Source organism: Erythrobacter sp. MTPC3 (genome assembly GCF_042854385.1).
Classification (GTDB): Bacteria; Pseudomonadota; Alphaproteobacteria; order Sphingomonadales; family Sphingomonadaceae; genus Erythrobacter.
In genome coordinates this window covers 126,392-146,172 of the sequence record NZ_BTGP01000006.1, presented here as the reverse complement: position 1 = coordinate 146,172, position 19,781 = coordinate 126,392, and the positions used below count along the sequence as shown (strand labels likewise).

Annotated in this window: 18 protein-coding genes; 8 read left to right on the top strand and 10 right to left on the bottom strand. The window is 59.9% G+C overall.

The features are described 5' to 3' along the window. Positions 1-156 precede the first annotated feature (156 nt). From ACGHU1_RS10045 to ACGHU1_RS10025, 5 genes are all read left to right on the top strand, one after another. On the top strand, positions 157-1,329 hold the full coding sequence (locus tag ACGHU1_RS10045) for an acetyl-CoA C-acetyltransferase (protein ID WP_390586433.1): 1,173 nt from the start codon (positions 157-159) through the stop codon (positions 1,327-1,329). 42 nt (positions 1,330-1,371) lie between these two features. Further along, positions 1,372-2,157, top strand: a complete 786-nt coding sequence (locus tag ACGHU1_RS10040) for an SDR family NAD(P)-dependent oxidoreductase (protein ID WP_390586431.1) — start codon at positions 1,372-1,374, stop codon at positions 2,155-2,157. Positions 2,158-2,371: 214 nt separating this feature from the next. After that, complete coding sequence (locus ACGHU1_RS10035) at positions 2,372-4,543, top strand: S9 family peptidase (protein ID WP_390586430.1); 2,172 nt, start codon at positions 2,372-2,374, stop codon at positions 4,541-4,543. Between the two features lie 1,185 nt (positions 4,544-5,728). Next, complete coding sequence (locus ACGHU1_RS10030) at positions 5,729-6,601, top strand: crotonase/enoyl-CoA hydratase family protein (protein WP_390586426.1); 873 nt, start codon at positions 5,729-5,731, stop codon at positions 6,599-6,601. A gap of 60 nt (positions 6,602-6,661) precedes the next feature. Continuing rightward, the gene (locus tag ACGHU1_RS10025) at positions 6,662-7,177 is read left to right on the top strand and encodes a MarR family winged helix-turn-helix transcriptional regulator (RefSeq protein ID WP_390586424.1); all 516 of its coding nucleotides are present in this window, start codon (positions 6,662-6,664) and stop codon (positions 7,175-7,177) included. Between the two features lie 92 nt (positions 7,178-7,269). On the opposite strand, the gene ACGHU1_RS10020 is transcribed toward ACGHU1_RS10025, so the two are convergent. From ACGHU1_RS10020 to ACGHU1_RS09990, 7 genes are all read right to left on the bottom strand, one after another. After that, complete coding sequence (locus tag ACGHU1_RS10020; protein WP_390586422.1) at positions 7,270-8,271, bottom strand: type II secretion system F family protein; 1,002 nt, start codon at positions 8,269-8,271, stop codon at positions 7,270-7,272. A gap of 18 nt (positions 8,272-8,289) precedes the next feature. Then, positions 8,290-9,261, bottom strand: coding sequence for a type II secretion system F family protein (locus ACGHU1_RS10015; protein ID WP_390586420.1), 972 nt, complete (start codon positions 9,259-9,261; stop codon positions 8,290-8,292). Positions 9,262-9,392: 131 nt separating this feature from the next. After that, the gene (locus ACGHU1_RS10010; RefSeq protein ID WP_390586418.1) at positions 9,393-10,676 is read right to left on the bottom strand and encodes a pilus assembly protein CpaE; all 1,284 of its coding nucleotides are present in this window, start codon (positions 10,674-10,676) and stop codon (positions 9,393-9,395) included. A 3-nt stretch (positions 10,677-10,679) separates the two neighbouring features. Beyond that, entirely contained in the window at positions 10,680-11,324 is a 645-nt protein-coding gene (locus ACGHU1_RS10005) for a CpaD family pilus assembly protein (RefSeq protein WP_390586415.1), read from the bottom strand. A gap of 19 nt (positions 11,325-11,343) precedes the next feature. Beyond that, positions 11,344-12,933: a type II and III secretion system protein family protein gene (locus ACGHU1_RS10000; protein ID WP_390586413.1), complete on the bottom strand. Its 1,590-nt coding sequence runs from the start codon at positions 12,931-12,933 to the stop codon at positions 11,344-11,346. A gap of 80 nt (positions 12,934-13,013) precedes the next feature. Beyond that, positions 13,014-14,117 carry a Flp pilus assembly protein CpaB gene (gene cpaB, locus ACGHU1_RS09995; RefSeq protein WP_390586410.1) on the bottom strand — a complete coding sequence of 368 codons (1,104 nt, stop codon included), beginning with the start codon at positions 14,115-14,117 and terminating at the stop codon, positions 13,014-13,016. A gap of 88 nt (positions 14,118-14,205) precedes the next feature. Further along, entirely contained in the window at positions 14,206-14,688 is a 483-nt protein-coding gene (locus ACGHU1_RS09990) for a prepilin peptidase (RefSeq protein WP_390586407.1), read from the bottom strand. A gap of 111 nt (positions 14,689-14,799) precedes the next feature. Here ACGHU1_RS09990 and ACGHU1_RS09985 point away from each other — a divergent pair, with 111 nt between their 5' ends. The 3 genes from ACGHU1_RS09985 to ACGHU1_RS09975 all read left to right on the top strand — a co-directional run bounded on the left by ACGHU1_RS09985 (position 14,800) and on the right by ACGHU1_RS09975 (position 17,171). Continuing rightward, complete coding sequence (locus ACGHU1_RS09985; RefSeq protein ID WP_390586404.1) at positions 14,800-15,798, top strand: alpha/beta fold hydrolase; 999 nt, start codon at positions 14,800-14,802, stop codon at positions 15,796-15,798. Between the two features lie 5 nt (positions 15,799-15,803). Next, on the top strand, positions 15,804-16,931 hold the full coding sequence (locus tag ACGHU1_RS09980; RefSeq protein WP_390586401.1) for an NAD(P)/FAD-dependent oxidoreductase: 1,128 nt from the start codon (positions 15,804-15,806) through the stop codon (positions 16,929-16,931). A 63-nt stretch (positions 16,932-16,994) separates the two neighbouring features. Then, positions 16,995-17,171, top strand: coding sequence for a YegP family protein (locus ACGHU1_RS09975; RefSeq protein WP_390586398.1), 177 nt, complete (start codon positions 16,995-16,997; stop codon positions 17,169-17,171). Positions 17,172-17,232: 61 nt separating this feature from the next. On the opposite strand, the gene rnhA is transcribed toward ACGHU1_RS09975, so the two are convergent. The 3 genes from rnhA to ispH are packed head-to-tail and all read right to left on the bottom strand — an operon-like array spanning position 17,233 to position 19,696. Beyond that, positions 17,233-17,688, bottom strand: coding sequence for a ribonuclease HI (gene rnhA / locus ACGHU1_RS09970; protein WP_390586629.1), 456 nt, complete (start codon positions 17,686-17,688; stop codon positions 17,233-17,235). Positions 17,689-17,710: 22 nt separating this feature from the next. Continuing rightward, the gene (locus ACGHU1_RS09965; protein ID WP_390586396.1) at positions 17,711-18,685 is read right to left on the bottom strand and encodes a homoserine kinase; all 975 of its coding nucleotides are present in this window, start codon (positions 18,683-18,685) and stop codon (positions 17,711-17,713) included. A gap of 21 nt (positions 18,686-18,706) precedes the next feature. Beyond that, the gene (ispH, locus tag ACGHU1_RS09960) at positions 18,707-19,696 is read right to left on the bottom strand and encodes a 4-hydroxy-3-methylbut-2-enyl diphosphate reductase (protein ID WP_390586393.1); all 990 of its coding nucleotides are present in this window, start codon (positions 19,694-19,696) and stop codon (positions 18,707-18,709) included. Positions 19,697-19,781: the final 85 nt, after the last annotated feature.

Sequence of the window (19,781 nt, the reverse complement as noted above, 5' to 3'; positions counted from 1 at the left end):
GCGAGATCATCCGTAGCGAGAGCGCCCATCACAAGGCAAGGGCGTGCGCAAGTTGCGAATGCCGCACCTGACCGCCAATTCGCCAGTTGATTTGACGCGCGCGCTCCCATAGTCCGTGGCAAACAAAAACGCATCACGAGAGAGAGGAACCCCCAGATGCCAACAGCTTATATCGTCGACGCCGTCCGCACTGCAGGCGGCAAACGCGGAGGCCGCCTTGCCGGTGTCCACCCGGTCGATCTGCTTGCAAAATCGCTGGACGCTGTGGTCGAACGCAGCGGCGTCGATCCCAAAGCGGTCGATGATGTAGTCACCGGCTGCGTCAGTCAGGCGGGCGAACAGGCAGGTCAGGTTGGCCGTATGGGCGTGCTCGCATCGAAACTGCTGCCGCAATCCACGCCGGCTGTCTCGATTGACCGGCAGTGCGGTTCTTCGCAGCAGGCGATCCAGTTCGCCGCGCAGGCCGTGATGAGCGGGACGCAGGACGTGGTGATCGCCAGCGGTGTGGAAAGCATGACGCGCGTGCCGATGGGTTCCAACATGACGCTCCATATGAAGGAAGGGCTGGGCAATTACATGTCGCCCGGCGTCATGGAGAAATATCCGAACGTCCAGTTCAGCCAGTTCATGGGCGCGCAGATGATCGCGGACAAGCACAATTTCTCGAAAGAGCAACTCGATAGCTTTGCGCTTGAAAGCCACATGCGCGCGATCAAGGCAACCGAGGCTGGCGCTTTTAAAAATGAGATCGTGCCGGTGCAGATTGAAACGCCAGAGGGCGAGGAGATGCACACGGTTGATGAGGGCATCCGTTTCGATGCCACGCTTGAAGGGATTGCGAGCGTCAAACTGCTGGCGCCCGATGGCAAGATCACAGCGGCCAGCGCGAGCCAGATTTGCGACGGGTCATCCGCCGTCCTTGTGGTCAGCGAAGAGGCGCTGAAACGGCACAACCTCACCCCAATGGCGCGCATCCACAACCTGACGGTTACAGCAGGCGATCCGGTCATCATGCTGGAAGAGCCGCTGTTCGCGACCGATCGCGCGCTGGAGCGTGCGGGCATGAAAATCGACGACATCGACCTTTACGAAGTCAATGAAGCCTTCGCTCCGGTTCCGCTGGCGTGGCTGAAGCACACTGGCGCCGATCCCGACCGTCTCAACGTCCATGGCGGCGCAATTGCGCTGGGCCATCCGCTCGGCGCGAGCGGTACAAAACTGATGGCGACGCTGGTTCACGCGCTGAAACGCCACGGCAAAAAATACGGCCTGCAAACGATGTGCGAAGGCGGCGGCGTCGCCAACGTGACCATCGTAGAGGCGCTCTAATCACCAACGAACAACTCCCCTAATTCGAGAGGAAATACCAAGATGGAAGTTTCAGCCAACACCCCAGCCGTCGTCACCGGCGGCGCATCGGGCCTGGGCGCGGCCACTGCGCGCGCGCTGGCGGCCAAAGGCGCGAAAGTCGCGATCTTCGACATGAACGAAGAAAAGGGCGAGGCCATGGCTGCCGAAATCGGCGGCGTGTTCTGCAAGGTCAATGTGACCAGCGACGACGATGTCGATGCCGGTTTTGCAAAGGCCCGCGAAGCCCACGGGCAAGAGCGCATCCTTGTAAACTGCGCGGGCATCGGCAACGCGATCAAAACCGCCAGCCGCGACAAGCAGTCTGGCGAGATCAAGCATTTTCCAATCAGCGCATTCGACTTTGTTATTCAGGTGAACTTGATTGGCACGTTCCGCTGCATCGCGAAATCGGCAGCGGGCATGATGACGCTCGACCCGATGAATGACGAAGGCGCCCGCGGCGCTATGGTCAACACCGCTTCGGTCGCTGCCGAAGACGGGCAGATGGGCCAGGCTGCATACTCCGCGTCAAAGGGCGGCGTTGTCGGTATGACCCTGCCAATCGCGCGCGACCTGATGCGCGAGGGTATCCGTATCAACACCATCCTGCCGGGCATTTTCGAAACCCCGCTGATGAACGCCGCACCGCCGCAGGTGAAGGAGGCGCTGGCCGCATCGGTCCCGTTCCCCAAACGTCTCGGCATGCCGGAAGAATACGCGAAACTCGCCATGTGCATGATTGAGACCGGCTATTTCAACGGTGAGGACGTGCGTCTCGACGGCGCAATCCGCATGGCACCGCGTTAATGTGACCAAAACCCTCGCCGTCCGCGCTGCCTGAATAGCCGGCGCGGGCGGCGGAGTTGGTTTGCGGCAGCTTTGCTATCGCTGTCCTGATATGGTTATGCTTTAGCCCATGTCGCAGATCACGATAATTCGCACGCGGCTTTGGGCCGCGCTTGCACCCATTTTTGCCATCGCCGTCGCTTTAATTTCGGCCACCCAGGCCAATGCGCGAGCGATGACCATTGAAGACGTGTTGCAGATTGTCGCGGTGGACCGTGCGACAATCGCCCCGCATTCAAACAAAACAGCGATATCGGTGCAGCGTCCGGCAGGTTCGGGCGAAGTCTATGGCCGCAACGCCTATGAAATCGACCCGTCTCGCAATGACATCTGGCTTGTTTCCCCGTCAGGAGACGCGATCCGCAACCTTACCAATGGCAGGGCGCGCGGGGCGGGGTATTGGTGTCCGTATTGGAGCCCGAATGGCCGGTACCTGGCCATGCTTTCAACCAATCCCGAAGGTGCAGAGCCGTTTGGCGGCAACAATGTCCGGCTGTACATCTGGGACAGCGAAACCGATGTACTGAAGCGCGCGGATGAGCGGGCGATCATGACGCAGACCCGCTATGGCAGCCCGCTCAATGAAATGGACTTGCGGATCAGCGGGAAAAATTCAGCAAACGTCTGCCGGGAGAACGATGAGAATGCGCCGTTCCTTTGGTTAGCCGATGATCGCCTGCTGGCCGTGATGATGCCGCCGGGGCAAAAATCTGCTCATGTGGACCGCTATGCCAAGTTCTATGCCGAGGCGGCGAAGCAGGGCCATCAGATCCGTGCAGGCGAGGCGGCGACCGTATCCCGTTCCGACAGCGGCGGCTCTCCGCCTGCCGCGCTGCAAACGGATCCGTCACAGCGATATTACGGCGATCTCGTCGTCATTGATGTTGCTGCCGATGCCCAGCTTAGCCTTGGCCGGGTGCCCGCTTTCCCGATGTTCGGTGCGCTTACCATCGCGCTTTCACCCGGCGGTAACAGGGCAGCTGTGCTTGCCCCGCGCCGCGCGATCCCGCCGCATTTACGGACGAGGCCGCTTCCCATCCGAAGCGAATTTGCCATCGAGAATGCACTCGGATTAATCACGCTTGATGATGAACAACCGATCCGCTGGGTGACGCCCGGTGCTGCTGCGCTATATCCCCTCGCAATTTCAGGCTGGGCCGCAGACGGCACCGGTTTTTTACTGCGCGCCCGGTCCGATGCATCGCTGCAAACCAGTGCTGAGTGGATGGTAGACGCGCGGACCGGCGAATTGACACCGCTGGAGACCGCCGCCAACTTTGAAACTCAGCTTTCGCCGCCCTGCCTAGATGAAACAGAGATCGTTCTGCCTGAAAATGCGCAGCTTCTTGACCGCAATTGCGAACGCGCCGTCTGGCAGATCGAAGGTCGGCAAGGCACCGAAATAGGGTTTTCCGCACGCGGCGATGCAGGCGAACCAGCCATTGTCATGCGGCTCAACAATCATCTGTCCGAGATTGCATGGAGTGAGCGGCGGATGATCGATTACTCCGATGTGCACGGAAACGCGCAGCAAATGGCGGTGATGTTCCCGCCCGATTATGATCCGCAGCAATCCTATCCGACGCTGTTTTGGGTTTATGGCGGTTACAGCCCGCGTTCCGTCGACAACTTCTTTTTCGACCCGCAAATGTCCGCATTTTACAACATGCAGCTGTATGCCTCGCGCGGCTATGTTGTCGTGATCCCGTCAATGCCGATCCCGCAATCGGATGCTTCTAGTGAGCCGATCAAGCACGTCGGGGATGGCGTGATCCCAGCGATCAATCATCTGGTCACGCTCGGCATAACGGACAATGCACGGGTCGGTGTGTTTGGTCAGAGCTTTGGCGGGTTTTCCGTTTATGCGCTCACCGGGCAAAGCAACCGGTTTGCGGCTGCTGCAGGGCTGGCCGGGCTTTCACAGATTGCGGTCGATTACGGCACGTTCGATCCGACTGCGCGCGGATTTCCGGGGATCGAACAGGACATGTCAGCCTCGCCGCAGATCTATGAAGCCGTGATCGGCCTGCGCTCCAGTCCGGGTGCCGATGCGCAGCTTTATCAGCGAAACTCACCGCTTACCTATACGGGTGAAATCAATACGCCCCTGCTCCTGATCCATGGCGAACATGACATTCGCGGAGGTCTGGATCAGGCAGAGGCGCTTTACTCATCGCTTTACCGAGAGGGTAAAACCGCGCGATTGCTGAGATATTGGGGTGAGAACCATTCGCTTGCCAATTCGCCTGCCAATGTGCGCGACATCTCGCGCGAATTGATCGAATGGTTCGATATGTTCCTGATGTGTGAAGATGCAGGGCCGTGCGCGACCATGCAAGGCGATTAGCCGCTCGCAGGAAGCAGCGTTTGTTTCAGCGGCAGCTCGTCGCCTGTTTGCTTTATGACCAGGTCGATCCATTCGCCGACTTGACCAATGTCCTCGGCAATCGCGCTGTCTGATGCGGGGGGGGGCCTCGGCGGCATCGCGATTGAACCCGCCACCCAGTTTGGCGTGGGCTGCAAATGCCGGGCCGGTTGCCGCGGCGTCAATCTGAGCATCGGTTGCAGAAGTGCCTGTGAAATCAAGCGTGGCTTTAATTGCGGATGCGCGGTGGCGGTTGAATTCGTCCCCGTCGAGCACCCGCAGCCGTTCGCCCAGCGCGCTTTTGGTGAGCGCGTGGAAATAGTTCTGGTTGAGAAACCATGCGAGGCCCGCCGCCTGCATGTCGGATATGCAGAACAGCTCGCGTTCGTTCATCCCGAAATCCATCCCGGCATAGGCTTGTAATTCCAGAAACAGGTTCCGGCCCCAGCGGCGCCCATGCATCCCCTTTCGCGCAACGCTGGAGAGGAATGTTTTCAGCGGATTGCTCATCAATATGGCGCGCGCCTGCGGCACTGCTTGCAGGAAATGCGGGATCAAAGCGTTGGAATGGTTGGAAGGTTTGACGAACACCGCCTCTCCGCCGGACCGCTTGCGGGCAAGCAGTTGGGCGACCTGCTTCACAAAAGGCAAAGCCCTGTCGCCGCCGCCTGCCAGGCTCGCGAATATGCCCGGCTCGCTAAGCCCGGCGCTTACGCCCGGAATATTCAACGCCTTGCTAAGCAAGGTGGAGCGGCAGAATGCGGTGTGAAAGATGAAATGGAGCGGGCCGGTTTCCGGCGCCAGCTCGGCCAGTTCGGAAAGCGGCAGCTCGGCCTGATCGGATGCAGCAGCGGGTTGATGATCGGCCAGAAATCCCGGTGACAGATAGGCGTCTTTGGCAATCTTCAGGAATGTGATTGTGCCCGCATTCCAGTCAATCCGGTGCGGGAGCCAATCGGCATCGCGCTCTATCTCTTGTGACAAATGCATTCCTGTTCTTACCAGTCTGCGGCGAGCAGGAAAGCCATCTGTGGCCTGCCGCTTTTCTTCCGGCGGTGAAACCTGCGCCGCGCTGCCGCTCTGCCACCAATTTTTCAAACCATTCCTTTTCATCGCAGGATCAGTGTTTCATGTATTCTAAAACGCAGGAATTGTCGGAGATAAAGTATGTCGCAATTTACCCAGATCCTCGTCGAAAAAGATGACGGCATTGCAACCATCACGCTCAATCGCCCGGACAAGATGAACGCCTATACCCGCACGATGGGCGCGGAAATCATGGCGGCTATGGACGATATCGACGACGATGACAGTGTGCGCGCGGTGATCTTCACCGGGTCTGGAGAGCGCGCCTTTTGTGCAGGAGCGGACCTGACACCGGAAGGGGGAGGGCACGTGTTTTCCGATCCGGCCGAGGTTGACGATCTGAGCGATCCGACCGTGCGCGACGGGGGCGGGCTGCTTACCCTGCGGCTGTTTGAATCGAAAAAGCCCCTGATTTCAGCGTGTAACGGTGTCGCGGTGGGCGTTGGCGCGACGATGCAGCTGGCGATGGATATCCGGCTGGCAAGCGAGACGGCGCGTTTTGGGTTTGTATTTGCGCGGCGCGGGATCGTACCCGAAGCCGCCTCCAGCTGGTTTCTGCCGCGTATTGTCGGGATCAGCCAGGCGCTCGAATGGTGCTATTCAGGCCGGGTGTTCAATGCCGCCGAAGCGAAGGAGGGCGGTTTGGTCCGGTCCGTTCATTCGCCGCAGGCTCTCATGATCGAGGCCCGCGAACTGGCGAGCGAGATTGCGCAGAACACCTCGGCCGTGTCGGTTGCCATGACGCGGGCAATGATGTGGCGCCTGATGAATGCGGACCACCCGATGGAGGCGCACAAGATCGATAGCCGCGCCATTTACCGCCTGTCGCGCGGCACGGACGCGAAAGAAGGCATTGCCAGTTTCCTCGAAAAACGCAGCCCCGAATATCCCGCCAAAGTGAGCGAGGACATGCCCGATTTTTACCCGTGGTGGGAAGACCGCGCCTACGAATGACGCGGCGCATGGCGCTCTGGCACTTGCAAACCGCGATGGTTTCATGTGAAACCGGTTTTCATGAGCACAAACCCTGTCCCTGTCGAACCTGAAACCGCCGCTGAAGCAACATTCGAAACGCAGCCTGACTGGCGGCTGGCGGGGTTTCTCCCGTATCAGCTATCCATCGCGTCCAACGCGGTCAGCAGCCTGATCGCAGAGCGGTATCGCAAACGGTTTGGCCTGAAAGTGATGGAATGGCGCGTGATGGCCGTTCTGGGCGACGGGGCGAATGCGGCCTGCACCCAGCAGGCGCTCACCCGGATTACCTTGATGGACAAGGTCGCGGTCAATCGCGCGTGCAAGGTGCTGGAGGAGCGCGGGCTGATCCAGCGTGTCCCCAATGAACGCGATGGCCGCTCGCACTTGCTCGAACTCACCGGCGATGGCCGCGCCATCCACGCCGAGGTGATGCCGCTGGCGCTTGCGACAGAGCGGGAGCTGTTTGAAGGCTTTGCGCCGGATGAACGCGCGGCGTTTCGCGAGTTTCTGGGCCGTATGCACAAACGCGCGGCAGGACTGGCCACCGGCGACTAGACGTAAAAAAGGTCGGCCAGGCGAACCTGACCGACCCCTTTTTTCATGCGGGCATCGTGCCTCGATGTACCCGCGTGACTTGTTCGTGTGTCTTATTCCTTGTTGATGAGTGCATCGGAGATCGAGCAGGCCGCTGGGCCAAGGATCACGATGAACAGCACCGGAAGGATGAAGAGAATGAGCGGCACCGTCATGATGGCCGGCAGACGCGCGGCTTTTTCTTCGGCGCGCATCATGCGCTCGTTACGGAATTCAGCCGAAAGGACACGCAGGGCGCTGGCCAGCGGAGTACCGTAACGTTCGGTCTGGACCATGGTGGTCACAACACCCTTCACCGCTTCGAGATCGACGCGGTAGGCAAGGTTGTTGAACGCATCGCGCCGTTCGTTGAGGAATGACAGCTCAATCGCGGTAAGGGCAAATTCATCACCCAGTTCCGGATAAGCGCGGCCCAGTTCCTTTGCCACCCGGTTGAACGCGGCGTCGACGGTCAAACCGGCTTCGGCGCAGATCACCAGCAGATCGAGCGCATCCGGCAGACCTTTCTGGATTTCCTTGGTACGCTTTGCCGCAGTGTTGGCGAGAAAGATTTCCGGGCCTTTGTAAGACAGGAAAAGCACGGCCGCCATGGCGCCCAGACGCTTCATCGGTCCCCAGTCCGGGAAGAAGTCGATGCCGTAAATCATCAGGAATGCGAGCGCACCGAATACGATCGGAAGGATCGCACGCGCGCCAATGATGTAGACGGCGAGTTCCTTGTTCCGGTAACCGGCATGGGCAAGTTTTTGCTGTACGACTTCGAGCTGGCTCTGCTGCAGCACTTTCATGCTGTTGAGCTTTTGCTTGACTGCGTCGGTCTTGTCGGTTCGGCGCACCAGGCTGGCGCGTTTCTTCGACCCCTGAGTAACGATCCCGGCTTTCAGTTCGTCGCGGCGCTCATTGAGCGATTTGACGCGTTTAGCCATTGGGTCCCTGATCGTGACCGCGGCGTAAACCGCCATGATCACGGCAAAGGCGGCGAGCCCGGCCAGCACGGTTCCGACGACAACTACGTCGAAGCCGAGAAGCGTTGGTCCTGCGGGTTGTTCAAGCATTGCTGTATTCCTTCCCGCTCAGATTTCGAAATTGACCATTTTGGCCATGATAAAGACCCCGATACTCATCCACACGAGCCCCCCGAGACCGGCGACGATCAGACGATCTTCGTAAAAAAAGCCGCCAATATAACCCGGATTGATCATCCAGATCAGGCCGAACACGATGAAGGGCAGGGAGCCAACGATGTAGGCAGATGCTTTCGATTCCGAGCTCATCGCCTTGATCTTCAGTTTCATCTGCGACCGCTTGCGCAGCACGTCGGCGAGGTTTGACAGTGTTTCTGCCAGGTTACCGCCCGTCTCGCGCTGGATGGCGAGGGTGATGCAGAAAAAGTTGAATTCCGGGATGCCGAGACGGTTTGCCGTGTCCTGCAGCGAATCTTCCATCGTCTTACCGATCTTGATCCGTTCCGTGATGCCCTTGAACTCGACCCCGACAGGGCCGGATACTTCCTGAGCGACCACTTGCAGCGTCTCTGTCACCGGCAGGCCGGAACGCAGGCCGCGCACCAGCAACTCGATGCCGTCCGGGAATTTTTCGTTGAAGGCGTTGGTCCGTTTATTGATCAGGAAACCGATCACGAAATGTGGGATGCCCCCGCCAGCGACCAGGCCGACACCCAATGCAAGAAGAGGCGCGCCCGATTGCATGAACACGGCCATCGCGACGACTACGGTGATCCCGGCCGATGCGTAGAGATACTGCGTAACAGTCCACGGTTTGCCGGTCCGGTCGAGCCGTGTGGCGAGCGCTTCCATCCGCGATCCAGAGCCGGCGACGCGGTGCGCCGATGGCTTACGCGCGGCAATCGCCTTTTTCAGCTGCGATTCAACCTTGGTGTCGGTGCTTTCCGAGTGGCGATAACGCAGCGATTCAAGGCGGCGTTTCTGGGCTTTTCCTGCGCCGGAATTGGTGGCGAGAAGGTAGCCCACCACGATCACGGCAAAGATTGCACCGGTAACGAGCAGAGTTTGGGTAAAGTCCATGCTATTGCTTTCCGCCAGGTTCCTACGTTGCGCCGCGTCGTCCGCAGCATTGGCTCGGTGCCGGTTGCCCGGCCTCCCGCAACCCGCGGCGCGTCCTTTTCAGGACCGCCTTGGGTGCGGGCGAAAGTGGCTTATTCAGCCGGTTCTTTCGCCGGAGCCTTTTCCTTTTTCGCCAGCAGCGACTTAAGATCGAAGCCGCCAAGCAGCGATTTTTTTTCTTCGGTCACCGATGCGAGATCCTCTTCGCTTGCGCCCATGATGCGTTCGCCGATCTGGCGGATCACTGCGCTTGCCTTGCTGGAACGGTTTGCCTCGACAAAGACCTGACCCAGCTTGGCAGCGTTCGATGCGGCTTTGATGTCGTATGGGACGACAAAGTCGATCTTGCGTTCAATCGAAGCCTCGAAATCGGCCTTGCTGATTTCTGCGACACCCGGCTGCACCTTGTTGGCAACAATCATCGGATGGGCGTGGGCAGCGTTGGTCTTGAGCCACGAGAGGACACGGATGGTGTCACGCGCAGATGCCAGCGTCAGCTCGCATGTGAGCAGCACAAGGTTCACGTCGGCCAGCAAATGCGGGAAGTTGATCAACATATTGCGCGGCATGTCGATGACGGTCATTTCGAACGCCTGGCGGAATTCTTCCTCCAGTTGGACGAAAGCCGATCCGTCGGTCATCAGCGGCTGGCTGATCGGTGCCTCTGCCGAGAGGATCGAGAGCTTTTCATTGGCGCGCGTCATCGCACGTTCGATGAAAAGACCATCAATACGGCTCGGATTGTCGATCGCGTCGGTCAGGCCGCGGCCCGGCTCCAGATCCAGCGCAAGAGCGCCGGTGCCGAAGTGGATGTCGAGATCGAGCAGGGCAGTCGGCGAATCATGCTCGCCGCTGAATAGCCATGCCAGCGATGTTGCCATCGTCGATGCACCAACACCGCCGCGTGTTCCCACGACAGCCGTGGAGATATGCTTCTTAACGGCATCACCGTCGCCCGCTTTGGGCGAGGTGAACACTGCAAGAGCCTGATTCAGCGAATCGTGCACCTGCTGCGCATTCAGCGGTTTGAGCATGTAGTCGTGGATGCCGCTGGCGATCAGATCGCGGTACAGGCGGACATCGTTGACCTGGCCGATGGCAATAACCACCGTGCCCGGCTCGCAGACTTCTGCCAGTGCGTTGATATCGTTCAGCGGATCACCGCTTTCCGAAAGGTCGACCACGAGGATCGCCGGGCTTGCGCTGACAGAGAGCGACTGGACTGCGTTGCGCAGGCCGCCCTTGTTGCACTTTTCCGGCTGCCAGCCCATCTCGATGACGACCGGGCGCAGTACGTCCAGCGCAGCATCGTCGCAGATGTATGCCGCAAAGGCATCACGATTTCCGGGAAGACCCGATTTCCATGGAGCGTTCATGGCTTACTCTCCTCCGCCTTGAGCTTGTTGCAGTCCGCCGGCCCCGGTCGGGGCAGCGTCGCGATAGGTACTGATGGCTTTTGTGCCCGTTGCGACAACGGTTTCGCCGGTGCCTTCCTGCCCTTCGAGCAGGTCTTGCGGGTTGGCGACCATCGCAGCGATGTTGCTGTTAACACCGCAGCCAAAGCCTTCGCTCAGACCGCTATTATAATTGGCGTCAGACTGGTTCGACCAATCTGGGCAACCGGGAACAGATGCGCTGGACCGGGTGATGACCACGCGGGCCTGGCCCGGCTGAAGATACCCCGCAGTCGTTGGTGCAGTCTGTTCGATGATGATGCCATACCGGCCAGCCAATTCGTTGATCGTGCTTGATACGGCAGGGCTGTTGGTCGGGTCTTCGACCGTGACCTTGTCACCGTAACGAAGGTCCATTGTTTCGAACCAGCCGTCGAGACGTGCCTGTTCCGAAACAGCCAGACCAGACGCGTTGGTGTTTACATCGAACGTGAAGTTCGTGCGTTCCACCACCGGCTGTTTCGTGCTGTAAAGCGAAGCGTTGGTCGGCATTCCGGCGCAGCCACCGGCTGCCAGTCCGATCGAGAGTGCGAGCGCCCCCGCGAGTTTGCTGTTACGTGCAATACGCATTGTTCTCACCTTTCCCGAATTAGAGACTGAAGCCAGGAGCCGCGGCATCTGCCGAACGGTTCTTCTTGCTGTTTTTCTTGTCGGCCCGGCGCGGATCTTTTTGCGCACTGGACGGGACGATGGCGGCTGGATCGGCATTGCTCACGTCGGGCATGGGCGCATCCTGATCGGCAGCTGTCGGCATCGGACGTTCTTCACCGGAAACACCGGAATTGTCCTTGTAGCCGAGGAACTGCTCAAGCTCGGTCGCCGAACGGAAACCGTCGGTCGGAAGCTTGATGTCGCGGGCATTGACCGGCTTCACCAGGTACGGTGTCACTACGATGACCAGCTCTGTTTCACCGCGGCGGAAATCGCGGCTGCGGAACAGATTGCCAAGGATCGGCACGTCGCCAAGACCCGGCGCCTTGTCGAGCGCGTTCTGCGAGCTCGCGCTCATCAGGCCGGCGATCATGAAGCTTTGGCCTGAGCCGAGTTCAACCGTCGTCTCCGTGCGGCGAATGGTCAGTGACGGAACCTGGAAACCGTTAAGTGTAACGGCGCCCTGGCTCGACAATTCGGACACTTCCGGACGGACGCGCAGTGAAATGCGGCCATTGGCAAGGACGGTCGGAGTATAAGACAGGCTTACACCGAAATCGCGATATTCGATTGAGACATTGCCGAGGCCCTGACTGATCGGGATCGGGAATTCGCCGCCTGCAAGGAAGGTTGCTGTCTCACCGGAAAGAGCGGTCAGGTTTGGCTGCGAAAGCGTGGTGATAAGGCCAAGCTGTTCTGACAGGTCGAGTGCGCCAAGCACGTTGATCCCGAATAGTTCACCCAAACCGGCGAGGGATGTTCCGCCCTGCGAATCGACCGATGGACCGACAATGGTCGTGCCGTCGGGCAATACGAAAGAGGTTTGAGCAGCTCCATTGCCGGCACCCAGTGGGCCGCCAAAATTGAATTCCTGTCCGCCGATGGAACGGCCCGTGCCGGTTCCAAAACGGAAACCGCTGGTCCCGTCTGCCGTCTGCAAGTTACCGCCGATTGCGCGGACAAGGCTGCGGCTGACTTCGGCGAATTTCACCTGCAGGTTGACCTGCAGCGGGGTCGCCGTTTTCAGGCGGGTTATCACGTTGGCGTCCTCGCCCAAGAATGCCTGCACAAGACGCTCTGCCTCTGCCGCATCTTCAGGAGCGGCAACGGTGCCTGTCAGTAGAACGGTGTTCGTTCCCATCGTTGCCACGTTGACGGATGCGTCCGGCATAGCGAGCGCCATCATCTGATCGACGCTGCCGATGTTCGAACCGACCCGGATATTGGCCGAAAAAATTACATCGCCGCGGGCGTTGCTGGCATAGATGGTGGTTTCACCGCCGGCCTTGCCAAAGACATATAGCTGGCGCTGCGATTTGACCTGCACATCGGCGATCCCGTCATTGGCGATGAAAACATCGGCCATTGATCCGGGGATCGTGATCAGTTCGCCTTTGCCGATCGACAGAACAATGTCCTGCGATGGCGAGACGACCTGCTGTGCGGTCGCGGTTGCTGCGGGCATCACAGCAAGCGGTGCTGCTGCAATCGATGCCAAGAGCAATTTGGCTTTAAATTGGCGTGTCATCTTACGACCCCCCATAGGTTTCCCTGTCGCCGCGGATGCGGACTTCGAACTTTGTGTGTGACGAAACATCATGGCTCCCCTCATCTCACGATCGACGAGCCGACCGAGGCAGCGGTTTGGCCGCCCTGTCTGACGTTGCTGGCCTGACCGCGAAGCATGGTGTTCGCCGCGCCGCCAACCGGCACTTCATCGGTGTCTTTGCCCCGAGTCACGCGGACTGTCGGACCGGCATAGACCGGAACGCCGCCAGCGGTTCCCGACACGCCCAGTGCGGGCGCGGTGCGCTGTGCCTGAGCGATTGCCTGGGCCCGGGTCTGTTCCTGACGGCGGAACTTGGAAACGTCCAATGCGGTCTGGAAGGTTTGCTTGCCATCGACCGGACGGCCGGCAGCGGTGCGCAGGATACGCTCTTCCTCTTCGGGCGTGGCGTCTTCGGGGATGTCGATATCGCCATTGGCAATCGCGCGGTCCAGTTCGACCTGATTGTCGGCGAGCGAGCGAAGGACCAGGCTAAGTGTGCCCATTGTCTGGGCAACGGCAACCTGTTCGGCCAGTTTTGGCGTCACTTCGATGGTGACAGTGCGGAATGCCCGAACCACGGTCTTGCCCGCTTCGTTCTGGACAGTCTCGGTCGACTGGTCGGTTGCAAGAACGCGCAGGTTCTGAAGAATGGTCTCGGCGCCCTGCAGGCTTCCATCGGTCGATGCAGCGGCAACAGCCTGTGTCAGGACGAGGTCAACACGGTCACCCGGGAAGACGAAGCCTGCAACACCGGTGCGTGCGGATACCGGAACGGTGACGGCGCGCATACCAGGGCCAAGCGCCGCTGCGAGAAAGCCGCGGTCGCCAGGGCTGACAAGCGAACCCTGAGTGACAGGTTCACCCGCAGTGACAGGAAAGCGTACCACGGTGCCCAGCAGCTGGTTCACATCCGATTCGCCATCAAGGAAATAGGCATCCTTGACCAGCTCTTCCGGCCATTGCTGGTAACCCAGCGCATCGGCGGTAACGATTGTGCCAGCAGGCAGCGCGCGATTTGCGACAAGCACCTTTGGACCTGTCGGTTCGGGGGCCGCGACGGCCTCCGGCGCAGCGCCCGATGCGAACATGCTCCGAGCTGCAAAAGCAGTACCGACCGCAATGATCAGCGCTCCAAGCAGCAGAACCAGCTTCTTCCTATCCATGGCTATTCTAGCCCCCTCGTTTCGGCCCGGCTGAATTGTCGGGCGGGTATGGTTTCAATCAGTAAGTCTGAATTGGTTAAGATGGAGTTCACGCCACCGGCATGTTTGTCGGAATGTAATTTGCCGCGAGAACCCACAGGCCGCCGATTGCGATGGCGACCCCGTATGGAATGGCCAGCCGTTCCTTCTGCCGGCGCAGGAAATGCCAGCCGCCCATGACAATGGTCAGCACGCCGCCAGCCAGCGCCATGATGACCAGCAATTGCATGAAGCCGGTCGGTTCAATCCAAAGCGCGAGTGCGGTGAGCAGTTTCACATCTCCGCCGCCCATCCCGCCAAACGCGAAAATCGCTGCAAAGACCGCAAAAGCGGCGAGGGCGATGCCGAACTGGATCGCCACTTCCGGCCACAGCGACATGCCGCTGCTCCACCAAAAAATCGGCGCGCCCAGCGCGATCGCCAGGTTCAGCTTGTTGCTGATCTTGCGGCTGCGCATATCAGTGAAGGCTGCAAACAGCAGCGCAATTGCCAAGGCAACCAGCAGACCGTAGTGAATGTAAAGAGTAAGCATTAGGCCCCCAAGAGTTGCCCGCCGGACGGTCCGGCAGGTCTCCTTGAAGGCTTTGGTACAGAAGAGTGCTTACCAAATAGTAACCATGACCAAAGGCCGGGTATCCATCACGTGAGCGACGCAACCATCCTGACCGGCTCGCAGGCCGCAGACCCGCCGATTGATCGGCGCGAGATCCCGCCTGCCGCAACCGAGACGATTTACGAAACCCGCGACGGGCACAAGCTGCGCCGGATTGACTGGCCCGGGGCTGGTGAGAGCGCGGGGGCGCGCGGATCGATCCTGTTTTTTCCAGGACGCGGCGACAATTACGAAAAATATCTCGAAAGCCTGGAAGAATGGCACCGGGCCGGATGGCGCGTAACCGCAGCCGATTGGCGGGGGCAGGCAGGCAGCGGGCGTCTGGGCGGGGACGAAGTGACTGGCCATATCGAGGATTTCGGCATCTGGATCGATGATCTTGCGGAATTCTGGGACAGCTGGAAAGCGTCCAACGGCGGCCCGCACATCCTCGCTGCGCATTCGATGGGCGGGCATCTTGTCATGCGCGCTTTGGTTGAAAAGCGGGTCGATCCCGACGCGGTGTTCCTCAGCGCGCCGATGCTGGGCATGAACGGACCGCCGCTGCCGCTGCCGATGCTGCACGGAGTGGCGCGGATGATGAACCGCGTCGGCGATCCCATGCGTCAGGCGTGGAAGTGGAGTGAGAAACCGGGCGAACTGCCGATCGGGCGTCAGACGCTGCTGACCCATGATCCCGACCGCTATCAGGACGAACAATGGTGGCGCGACCACCGGCCCGAACTTGTAATGGGCCCGGCAAGCTGGCGCTGGCTGGAACGCGCCTATGCCTCATGGCGGATGCTTGAGGAACCGGGCGCGCTGGAGCAGGTGAGGGTGCCGGTCCTGATCCTTTCTACCACATCCGACAAACTCGTCAGCCATCCGGCCAATGTCCGCGCGGCAGACCGGCTTCCCCAGGGAAAGCTGATCGAATTTGGCAATGAATCCGCGCATGAAATTCTGCGCGAAACCGATGATGTGCGCGGAAAGGCGATGCGCGCCATCGCCGACTTCCTCGATACCCACGCACCTGCAAAGGCCCGGTAAAGCCAATGTCGCTACCGGTTTACGATTTCGCGATTGTCGGTGCCGGCATGGCCGGGGCAAGCCTAGCGGCTGAAATCGCGCCCCATGCCAGCGTGCTCGTGCTGGAGGCGGAGGATGTGCCGGGCTATCATTCGACCGGGCGATCTGCAGCGTTCTGGGAGGAATGCTATGGCGGGCCGGGCGTTGTGCCGCTTACCCTCGCATCGGGTGAATATCTGCGCGATCACGGTTTTCTGCGCCAACGCGGCGCGCTGTATGTCGGCAAAAGCGAGGATAAAACGCAGATCGACGAATTCTTTGAAACCTTCCGCGGAACCGGGGTCACTATTGAACGGCTGGACCGGAAAGGATTAGAAGCGCGCGTCCCGGCCATGCGCGAGGGGTGGAGCGATGCGATCTGGGAGCCTGCCTGCGCGGATATCGACGTTGCCGGTCTGCACCAGCATTATCTGAAGGCGCTGAAACATCACGGCGCGAACCTTGTCTGCCGGGCGCAGGTCACCGCGCTCTCCCGAACCGATGATGGCGGCTGGATTATTCAGACCGCAAAAGGCGACGTCTTTCGCGCCGCAAAAATCGTCAACGCCGCTGGCGCGTGGGCAGACCCGCTGGCGCAACTGGCCGGGGCGAGGCCGCTGGGGATCGACCCGAAACGCCGCACCGTTGTGCAGCTTCGCGTTGATCCTGAGCCACCGGACAACCTGCCACTGGTGCTGGACATCAATGGCGATTTCTATTTCAAATCGGACGGGGGGCGTCTTTGGCTAAGCCCGCATGACGAAATCCCTAGCCAGCCCTGCGACGCCGCGCCTGAGGAGATTGACGTTGCGCAGGTGATTGACCGTTTTCAATCCGTCACCGACTGGACAATCGCGGCGGTAGAGCGGCGCTGGGCCGGACTGCGCAGCTTTGCGCCCGACAGGCTGCCGGTTTACGGGCCCGACCCTGAAATTGAAGGTTTTGAATGGTTTGCAGGGCAGGGAGGCTTTGGCATCCAGACCGCTCCTGCCGCTGCGCGATTAGGCGCTCAGATAATGCTGGGGCATAGCGCCGATGCCATGACAACCAGGATCGATCCGGCGGCATATTCGCCCGCGCGTTTTCACGGCGCACAAGCGCCTGCCTGCACCTAGCCAAGTGGTTTTCAATCTGTAAGGTGAGCGCCGAGTTTCGCAAATCTAATGAGGGAAAATGCAATGGCTCACAAATTTGAAATCTACAAAGACAAGGCCGAGGAATATCGGGTGCGTTTCAGTTACAATTCCGAAGTCATGTTCTCGACGCAGGGCTATTCCAGCAAATCGAGCGCGCAAAACGCCATTGATTCGATCAAGAAAAACGGCCCGAACGCACCTGTTGAAGACCACAGCTAAACGCGCCGTGCCTGACGGTTGAATAAAGCGGGCGCGCCCTTACCGGGTGGCGCCCGTTTTCTTATTCGGCCTCATCCTGCGGAAATGCAGCGATCTGGGCCTGTTCGCTCGCCAATTGGTCAACGCGTTCATTTTCGGGGTGTCCCGAATGCCCTTTGACCCAGTGCCATTCGACCTCGTGCCGGGCGGCAAGATCGATCAGTTCATGCCACAGATCGGCATTGCGCACCGGTTTCTTGCTCGCTGTGACCCAGCCGCGCTTTTTCCAGCCATCGACCCACTTGGTAATGCCGTCGAGCACATATTTGCTGTCGGAATACAGATTGACCGAGCACGGTTCTATCAAAGCGCCCAGCCCCTTAATCACCGCCATCATTTCCATTCGGTTGTTGGTCGTATCGGCCTCACCGCCTGATAATTCTTTCTCATGCTGGCCCATGCGCAGCAGCACACCCCAGCCACCCGGACCCGGATTTCCCTTGCAGGAACCGTCCGTAAATATTTCCACCTGTTTCATTGGCCGCTTCATTGGCCTGTCTTTACGCGCGGGAAAAGGCCTTTTCACCCAGTTCATCGTAAACGTGCCATCTTTGGGCAAATTCCATCGGATCCTTACGCGTGACAAGCGCATCGTCCGGGGTGTCTAGCCAATCTTCCGCGCGGCTGGCTACAAATCGCAAGGCTGCACCCTTGGCAATGTCGGGCAGGATCGCGCGCTCTTTATCCGTCAGCGGGCGCACGCTTTCATATCCGGCGACCATGGCGCGGCCCAAATCGGCATTGTAGCCGTTCGCTCCATCGAAACACCACGCGGCATGGGTGGTCGCCAGATCGAGCGCCATTGCCCCGGTGCAGGCGAAGTAGAAATCAATGAGGCCCGTGACCTCGCTTCCCAGCATCAGCACGTTGTCGGGAAACAGATCGGCATGGATATTGGCCTGCGGCAGAGCGCCCATGTCCAGCGCGGCGGCTTTATGCGCGTGCTGGATCATGGCGGGCAGGTCCGCGTTGATCGAGGCGAGCCCTTGCGCGCCGCATTTCTCTAGCACGGCGAGATTGTCGGCAAAGCCCATGGTGTTGGCGCGGCTGCGCGTGAAATCGCCGCTGCACAGGTGCATTTCGGCCAGCACCTGTCCCACGGCATGCGCCTGATCGGGGCTGGGCTGGGTCGGAGATACGCCGGGCAGAAATTCAATCAGGGCCACCGCCTTGCCTTGCTCCATCCGGTAGGCTGCCCCGGCGCTGTCATGGATGGTTCGCGGGACGGGGCATCCTTTGGCCGAAAGATGATCCAACAGGCCAAGGAAATAGGGCAGGTCCGAAAGCTCGATCCGGCGTTCATACATGGTGAGAATGAACCGCGCGCCCTGACCTTCCGCGCCGCTTGTTTCAATCAGCCAGTTTGAATTGGAAACGCCCTCGGCGATGCCTTTTGCAGACACCAGTTCGCCGACATCATAGTGGGCGATCAGCCGGGATAGTTCTTCCGCGCCAAGATGGGTGTACACCGCCATGGGTCAGGGCGCCGTGCCGCGTTACTCGGTCAGCTGGCGGGGCAGCTTGAAAACCATCTTTTCCTCAGCGGCGGTGATCGTGCGTTCCCGGATCGGCCGCAGCCGCCCGAGCGCATCGACAACCTCGCGCACCAGCACTTCAGGTGCGGAGGCACCGGCGGTCAGGCCCAGCGTTTGCACACCGTCGAGCCATTCCGGGTTGATTTCGTCCGCGCGCTGGATCAGCTTTGCCGGGGTGCCAAGCCGTTCGGACACTTCGACCAGCCGCAGTGAATTTGAAGAATTGGGCGCACCGATTACCAGCACCAGATCGCAATCCGGGGCCAGATCCTTGACCGCCGCCTGACGGTTGGAGGTCGCATAGCAGATATCCTCCGCCTTGGGCCCGCTGATGTTCGGGAACCGCCATTCCAGCGCCGCGATCACTTCTGCGGTATCGTCCACCGACAAGGTGGTCTGCGTGAGATAGGCAAGTTCCTGATCGCTATCGAAGGGTAGCTTGTCCACGTCCTCGATCGTTTCGACCAGTGTCATCTGACCCGGTTCGACTTGCCCCATGGTCCCGATCACTTCGGGATGACCTTCGTGTCCGACAAAGATGATATGGCGTTTCTTCTCGATCTGGCGTTCGGCCTGGCGGTGCACCTTGGACACCAGCGGGCATGTCGCGTCGAGATAGATCATGTTGCGCCGTTCAGCCTCGGCGGGCACCGATTTGGGCACGCCATGCGCGCTGAAAACGACCGGCGCGTCGGCGGGCACTTCGTCCAGTTCCTCGACGAAAATCGCGCCTTTGGCCTTCAGCCCCTCGACCACATATTTGTTGTGGACGATTTCGTGGCGCACATAGACCGGAGCACCGTAGCGTTCGAGCGATTTTTCAACGATTTCGATGGCGCGGTCCACGCCTGCGCAAAAGCCGCGCGGTGCGGCAATCAGGAGATCGAGCGGTTCGCCAGCGGGGGCGGCATCGCTGCTGGCGGCGTCTGAATTTGGAAAGGGCGCGTTCATACCGCCCCCTCTAGCGCTTTGTTGCGCGCACCGCTAGGGCGAGAGCGCACGCTGCGGCAATTGACGCGCGGCAATATGGATCGAC

What these genes read in the sequence shown, in the direction of transcription:
- ACGHU1_RS10025 (WP_390586424.1), top strand. Translation starts at nt 6,662, where the DNA reads ATGAGCACAAACCCTGTCCCTGTCGAACCTGAAACCGCCGCTGAAGCA.
- cpaB (WP_390586410.1), bottom strand. Translation starts at nt 14,117, where the DNA reads ATGGATAGGAAGAAGCTGGTTCTGCTGCTTGGAGCGCTGATCATTGCG.
- ACGHU1_RS09975 (WP_390586398.1), top strand. Translation starts at nt 16,995, where the DNA reads ATGGCTCACAAATTTGAAATCTACAAAGACAAGGCCGAGGAATATCGG.
- ACGHU1_RS10020 (WP_390586422.1), bottom strand. Translation starts at nt 8,271, where the DNA reads ATGCTTGAACAACCCGCAGGACCAACGCTTCTCGGCTTCGACGTAGTT.
- ACGHU1_RS09990 (WP_390586407.1), bottom strand. Translation starts at nt 14,688, where the DNA reads ATGCTTACTCTTTACATTCACTACGGTCTGCTGGTTGCCTTGGCAATT.
- ACGHU1_RS10045 (WP_390586433.1), top strand. Translation starts at nt 157, where the DNA reads ATGCCAACAGCTTATATCGTCGACGCCGTCCGCACTGCAGGCGGCAAA.
- ACGHU1_RS10015 (WP_390586420.1), bottom strand. Translation starts at nt 9,261, where the DNA reads ATGGACTTTACCCAAACTCTGCTCGTTACCGGTGCAATCTTTGCCGTG.
- ACGHU1_RS09965 (WP_390586396.1), bottom strand. Translation starts at nt 18,685, where the DNA reads ATGGCGGTGTACACCCATCTTGGCGCGGAAGAACTATCCCGGCTGATC.
- ACGHU1_RS10000 (WP_390586413.1), bottom strand. Translation starts at nt 12,933, where the DNA reads ATGACACGCCAATTTAAAGCCAAATTGCTCTTGGCATCGATTGCAGCA.
- ACGHU1_RS10035 (WP_390586430.1), top strand. Translation starts at nt 2,372, where the DNA reads ATGACCATTGAAGACGTGTTGCAGATTGTCGCGGTGGACCGTGCGACA.
- ispH (WP_390586393.1), bottom strand. Translation starts at nt 19,696, where the DNA reads ATGAACGCGCCCTTTCCAAATTCAGACGCCGCCAGCAGCGATGCCGCC.
- ACGHU1_RS10030 (WP_390586426.1), top strand. Translation starts at nt 5,729, where the DNA reads ATGTCGCAATTTACCCAGATCCTCGTCGAAAAAGATGACGGCATTGCA.
- ACGHU1_RS10005 (WP_390586415.1), bottom strand. Translation starts at nt 11,324, where the DNA reads ATGCGTATTGCACGTAACAGCAAACTCGCGGGGGCGCTCGCACTCTCG.
- ACGHU1_RS09980 (WP_390586401.1), top strand. Translation starts at nt 15,804, where the DNA reads ATGTCGCTACCGGTTTACGATTTCGCGATTGTCGGTGCCGGCATGGCC.
- ACGHU1_RS10010 (WP_390586418.1), bottom strand. Translation starts at nt 10,676, where the DNA reads ATGAACGCTCCATGGAAATCGGGTCTTCCCGGAAATCGTGATGCCTTT.
- rnhA (WP_390586629.1), bottom strand. Translation starts at nt 17,688, where the DNA reads ATGAAACAGGTGGAAATATTTACGGACGGTTCCTGCAAGGGAAATCCG.
- ACGHU1_RS10040 (WP_390586431.1), top strand. Translation starts at nt 1,372, where the DNA reads ATGGAAGTTTCAGCCAACACCCCAGCCGTCGTCACCGGCGGCGCATCG.